Origin of the sequence: Paracoccus sp. UBA5162 (genome assembly GCF_002413585.1) — a bacterium.
Taxonomy (GTDB): Bacteria; Pseudomonadota; Alphaproteobacteria; order Rhodobacterales; family Rhodobacteraceae; genus Paracoccus.
Genome location: NZ_DHXG01000027.1, coordinates 12,510 through 18,073, shown reverse-complemented (window position 1 = coordinate 18,073; position 5,564 = coordinate 12,510). Strand labels below are relative to the sequence as shown.

Below are 5,564 nucleotides of genomic sequence, written 5' to 3'. Positions count from 1 at the left end.
AGGAATTCAAGGGCACCGGCAACAGCGAGATCGTGCTGGATCGCAAGGTCGCCGACAAGCGGGTCTTCCCGGCCATGGACATCCTCAAATCCGGTACCCGGAAAGAGGAATTGCTGGTCGAATCGAAGGATTTGCAAAAGACCTATCTGTTGCGCCGGATCTTGAATCCGATGGGGACGACAGATGCGGTCGAGTTCCTGATCTCGAAATTGAAGCAGACCAAGAGCAATTCGGAATTCTTCGACTCGATGAACGCCTGACGAGGCTGACATGGCTCTTATCTATGCGGAAGCCACCCCGCCCGGGCGCGGTGGCATTTCGGCTATTCGCATCAGCGGAGACGGAGCACGGCGGGTGGCCGAAAGGCTGGCCGGACCGCTGGAGCGTCCGCGCCACGCCTATCTGCGGACCTTGCGCGAGGGAAACGAAATTCTCGATCAGGCTCTGGTGAGCTGGTTCGAAGCCGGGCGAAGTTTCACCGGAGAAGAGACTGCGGAATTGCAATTGCACGGGGCTCCGGTTGTCGTGCGGCGGGTTGGGGCCGCGCTGCGGCGTATGGATGTGCGATCGGCCGAAGCGGGAGAGTTCACCAGACGCGCCTTTCTGGCGGGAAAAATGGATCTTGCCGAGGTCGAGGGACTGGGTGATCTTCTTGCGGCCGAGACCGAAGCCCAGCGGCAGCAGGCGGCGCGGCTGGCCTCGGGCGAGTTGGGTCGGGTGGCCGGAGATTGGCGAAAGATGCTGATTGCCGCTGGCGCCTTGATCGAGGCGAGCGTCGATTTTGCGGACGAGGAAACGCCCGAGGAAGTCCCGGCCGAGGTTTTTTCCCTGTTGCAGGAACTTGCGGCTGAACTTGACCGTCATATTGCCGGCTATGCGGCCGCCGAGACGATCAGATCGGGATTCGAGGTGGCCATCATCGGGCCGCCGAATGCCGGAAAATCAAGCCTTCTTAACAGGTTGGCCAGGCGCGATGTGGCGCTGGTTTCCGAGATTGCGGGTACGACACGCGACGTGATCGAGGCGCGACTGGACCTGAGTGGTGTGCCGGTCACGTTCCTTGATACTGCTGGACTGAGAAAGTCGTCTGATCTCATCGAATCCTTGGGGATTGATCGCGCGAGACAGCGTGCCCTCGCAGCGGATTTGAGGGTGCATCTGTCCCCGGATGGTCAGCGCGAGCAAGATCTGTGGCGCGACGGCGATATCGTGGTGAGCAGCAAGGTTGACTTGCGCGAGGATGGGTCCACTGGCGTCTCGGCTTTGACAGGGGTGGGGATAGACGATCTGCTGACCAGGTTGCGCCGCACCCTGGCCGAGAGAATCGCTCCGGCGGGTTTGGTGAGCCACGGCAGACAACTGAATGCGCTTGTAGATGCGCGCCGCGCTTTGGCAGATATCGATGGATTGCCACCCGAAATTCTGGCGGAGAATATTCGCGCCTGCGCCATGAGTCTGGACCGGCTTCTTGGCAGAATCGGTGCGGAGGATTATCTAGATGCCATCTTTACGACTTTCTGTATCGGGAAATAGGGCGTTTCACGTGAAACATTTTGATGTGATTGTGATCGGAGCCGGTCACGCCGGACTTGAAGCCGCAGGCGCGGCGGCGCGCATGGGGGCTGATGTCGCGCTGATCACAATGCGGCGCGAGGATATTGGCGCATTGTCCTGCAACCCGGCGATCGGCGGGCTGGGCAAAGGACATCTTGTCCGGGAAATAGACGCGCTTGACGGACTGATGGGGCGGATCGCTGACCGGGCCGGGATTCAGTTCCGGCTGCTCAATCGACGCAAGGGGCCCGCGGTTCAGGGGCCGCGCGCCCAGATGGACCGCGCAATCTATCGCAAGGTCGCGCATGATCTTATGTCCCGTCTTCCCGGACTGACGTTGATCTACGGATGCGTCGAGGCGCTGGCCGGCGACGAGAACCGCGTGACCGGGATCGAGATGGAGGACGGGACCGCCTATTCGGCATGTGCCACCGTGCTGACCACCGGGACGTTCCTCAACGGGACCATTCATATCGGCGACGTATCGCATGCAGCCGGTCGCTGGGGTGACGAGAATGCGAGAGGCTTGGCGACGTCGCTTCGCCGTTTCGATCTTCCGCTGGGTCGCCTGAAGACGGGAACGCCGCCTCGGCTAGACGGGCGGACGATCGATTGGTCCCGCCTTGATCGGCAGCCCGGAGACGATGAGCCGACGCTGTTTTCCTATCTCAGCACAGGCGTGAGTGGGCCGCAGATCTCTTGCGGTATCACACATACAAACCCGGAAACACATGACATCATTAGAGAAAACCTATCTCGTTCCGCAATGTATGGCGGACACATTTCCGGGAAGGGCCCTCGATACTGCCCGTCGATCGAGGACAAGGTTCTTCGGTTCTCGGAAAAGAAATCGCACCAGGTTTTTCTTGAACCCGAGGGGCTGAACGATCCGACGATTTATCCCAACGGTATTTCGACATCGCTGCCGGCTGAGATTCAGGAAGCCTATGTCCGAACGATCACGGGGCTCGAGCAGGCTGTAATACTTCAGCCCGGTTACGCCGTTGAATACGACTACGTCGATCCTCGTGCGCTGTCGTCATCGCTTCAACTTCGAGCTGTCAGCGGCCTTTTCCTTGCTGGACAGATCAACGGCACGACGGGATATGAAGAGGCCGCCGCGCAAGGTTTGGTTGCAGGACTGAATGCTGCTTTGTTGGCACAGCGGAAACCCGCGATCAAATTCAGCCGATCAGAGAGCTATATCGGCGTCATGATCGACGATCTGGTGTCCCGGGGTGTGACCGAACCTTACCGCATGTTCACCTCCAGAGCAGAATTTCGCTTGACGCTTCGGGCCGACAACGCCGATCGCCGGCTGACCCGCATGGGCCGGAACATCGGCTGCGTCGGCGATGAGCGCTGGCGGCATTTCGACAGCCGGGAAAAGCGGTATATCGCCGGACGCGACATCGCCGAGGCGCGAGCCTTTTCGCCGAACGAGCTTTCAGGCAGGGGGCTTCATGTTCGACAGGACGGCCAAAGGCGCTCGGCATTCGAATTGATGGGAATGGCGGCGATCAGCGATGCGCAGATTGTTGAAATCATGCCAGAATTGTCGGCGGTTCACCCGGAAACCATGGCTCAGTTGCGCGCTGACGCTCTCTACCATCAATATCTCGATCGCCAGGAACGTGACGCGAAGGCGCTGAAAAACGACGAAAACATTGTGCTCCCAACCTCCCTGGACTACTTCACAATGTCCGGACTTTCGGGCGAACTGGCCGCGAAGCTTTCGGAAGCGCGGCCAGAGAGCCTCGCCTCGGCCGCCAGGATTGAAGGCATGACCCCCGCCGCGCTGACCCTGATCCTTGCCATGGCAAAGAACGAGCGGTGCCGGACCGCATGATGCATGTTTCACGTGAAACATGGGATGAACTGGATGTCTATGCCGCTATGATCCGGAAGTGGAATGCTCGGATCAATCTCGTGGCGCCGTCATCCGTTCCCCATCTGCAAGAGCGGCATATTGCCGACAGCCTGCAGCTTGTCGAACTCAGCCAGCCCGACGCTGGTCTTTGGGCCGATTTAGGTAGCGGAGGCGGCTTTCCCGGCCTGGTCGCGGCGATCGCATGCCGCGATCGCATGACGGATTTCATTCTCGTCGAAAGCGATCAGCGAAAATCGGCTTTTCTGCGAAGCGTCATTCGCGAACTCGGCCTGAAGCGGGCAGAGGTCATCTCTGCCCGCATCGAGGATCTGAATTCGCTGAAAGCCGCCTATATCAGCATTCGGGCGCTTGCCCCGCTTCCCCGTCTCATGCCATATCTGGTGCAACATCTCGAAAAGAACGGGCAGGCGTGGTTGATGAAGGGCAGGCAGTGGAAGGCGGAACTTGACGAGACGGCGTCACACTGGCGCTTCTCCGTCGAGAGCCATCCCAGCAAGACAGATCAGTCTGCGGCTATCCTCAAAATCTGGGGGCTTGATCATGTCTAGATACAGTATCGTGGCAATCGCGAACCAGAAAGGTGGCGTCGGCAAGACCACGACTGCGATCAACCTGGGCGCGGCCCTTGCGATGGCCGGGCATCGGACGATTCTTGTCGATCTCGATCCGCAGGGCAACGCTTCCACCGGGCTGGGCATCGACGAGGATCGCCGGCAGTTGACCGTCTATGACCTGCTTGCCGGCGAGGAAAGTCTTCAGGATTGCGCCATTCCGACCCAGATCGACAACCTCCACATCGTGCCCGCGACTGCCGATCTTTCTTCGGCCGATGTGGATCTGTCCCAGACTCAGGACCGTACCCGCCTGCTTCGCCGCAAGCTTGAGGGTGCACCTGATGGCAGCATTGTCCTGATCGACTGTCCGCCGGCCCTCGGCCTTCTCACCGTCAATGCCATGGTTGCCGCCGATTCGGTTCTTGTCCCGCTGCAGGCGGAGTTCTATGCGCTCGAGGGGCTGTCGCAGCTCTTGACGACGGTCAAGCACGTCCGGGCCAGCGGTAATCCGGCCCTGCGGATCGCAGGTATTCTGCTGACCATGTCCGACTACCGCAACAATCTTTCGCAGCAGGTCGAGGCCGATGCCCGCAACACGCTGGGCGATCTGGTCTTTCCCACCGTCATTCCGCGCAATGTCCGCGTTTCGGAGGCTCCGTCGCATGCCCAGCCCGTGCTGCTCTATGACCCGGCCTCGAAGGGCAGTGGTGCCTATCGTCAATTCGCCGAGGAATTCGCGGCGCGCCTGAAGATCGTGCGAGAGGAAGTGTGATGTCGGATGCCAGAACAGCCAAGAAGGGCCTGGGACGGGGGTTATCGGCGCTGATGGCCGATATCGATCTGGGCGAAACCAACGTCGCGACAGCGCCGTCGCGGGACCGCAGCCTGATTCCGATCGAACAGATCACCGCCAACCCGGATCAGCCGCGCCGTCATTTCGACCCCGAAGCCCTGCAGGAATTGGCCGATTCGCTGCGCAGTCGCGGTGTGCTGCAACCGCTGATCGTGCGTCCGCACCCGACCAGCGAGGGTCTGTACCAGATCGTCGCCGGCGAACGCCGCTGGCGTGCGGCGCAGATGGCGCAACTGCACGAATTGCCGGTCATCATCCGCGAGCTTTCCGATACCGATGTGATCGAGATCGCGATCATCGAGAATATCCAGCGCGCCGACCTGAATGCGATCGAGGAGGCCGCCTCCTACAGGCAGTTGATGGACCGCTTCGGCCATACGCAGGAAAGACTGGCCGAGGCGCTGAACAAAAGTCGCAGCCACATCGCCAACCTGCTTCGCCTTCTCAACTTGCCCGATACCGTTCAGCAATACGTCAAGGATGGAAAGATCAGCGCAGGACACGCCCGCGCGCTAATTACCGCCGGAAACCCCGGGGCGCTGGCCCAGAAGATCATCGATCGCGGTCTCTCGGTCCGCGAGACCGAACAACTGGTTCGCAAACAGTCCCAGCCCGGCACGGAATCTCAGCCGCGTTCTACCCGTCCTCAGCAGAAAGATGCGGATACCCGCGCGCTCGAATCCGATCTTTCCTCCCATCTCGGGATGCGGGT

The 5,564-nt window shown here is 60.4% G+C and carries 5 protein-coding genes and 1 pseudogene; all 6 read left to right on the top strand.

All coding sequences use genetic code 11. From position 1 onward, the window contains the following. Nucleotides 1-260: pseudogene (locus tag B4A72_RS03635) on the top strand (transcription termination factor Rho); the annotation flags it as partial. 10 nt (nucleotides 261-270) lie between these two features. Beyond that, nucleotides 271-1,533: a tRNA uridine-5-carboxymethylaminomethyl(34) synthesis GTPase MnmE gene (gene mnmE / locus B4A72_RS03630; protein ID WP_292951322.1), complete on the top strand. Its 1,263-nt coding sequence runs from the start codon at nucleotides 271-273 to the stop codon at nucleotides 1,531-1,533. Nucleotides 1,534-1,543: 10 nt separating this feature from the next. Next, nucleotides 1,544-3,403 carry a tRNA uridine-5-carboxymethylaminomethyl(34) synthesis enzyme MnmG gene (gene mnmG, locus B4A72_RS03625; protein WP_292951319.1) on the top strand — a complete coding sequence of 620 codons (1,860 nt, stop codon included), beginning with the start codon at nucleotides 1,544-1,546 and terminating at the stop codon, nucleotides 3,401-3,403. Then, entirely contained in the window at nucleotides 3,400-3,993 is a 594-nt protein-coding gene (gene rsmG / locus B4A72_RS03620) for a 16S rRNA (guanine(527)-N(7))-methyltransferase RsmG (protein WP_349678615.1), read from the top strand. Before mnmG ends, rsmG begins: the two co-directional genes overlap by 4 nt. Then, nucleotides 3,986-4,771, top strand: a complete 786-nt coding sequence (locus B4A72_RS03615) for a ParA family protein (RefSeq protein WP_292951312.1) — start codon at nucleotides 3,986-3,988, stop codon at nucleotides 4,769-4,771. The genes rsmG and B4A72_RS03615 overlap by 8 nt, the downstream gene beginning before the upstream one ends. Beyond that, a partial coding sequence (locus tag B4A72_RS03610) for a ParB/RepB/Spo0J family partition protein (RefSeq protein ID WP_292978102.1) occupies nucleotides 4,771-5,564 on the top strand: 794 nt, incomplete at its 3' end. The genes B4A72_RS03615 and B4A72_RS03610, both read left to right, overlap by 1 nt.

Bases quoted from the DNA above. Each gene is read 5' to 3' on its own strand.
- rsmG (WP_349678615.1), top strand. From the start codon at position 3,400: ATGATGCATGTTTCACGTGAAACATGGGATGAACTGGATGTCTATGCC.
- mnmE (WP_292951322.1), top strand. From the start codon at position 271: ATGGCTCTTATCTATGCGGAAGCCACCCCGCCCGGGCGCGGTGGCATT.
- B4A72_RS03615 (WP_292951312.1), top strand. From the start codon at position 3,986: ATGTCTAGATACAGTATCGTGGCAATCGCGAACCAGAAAGGTGGCGTC.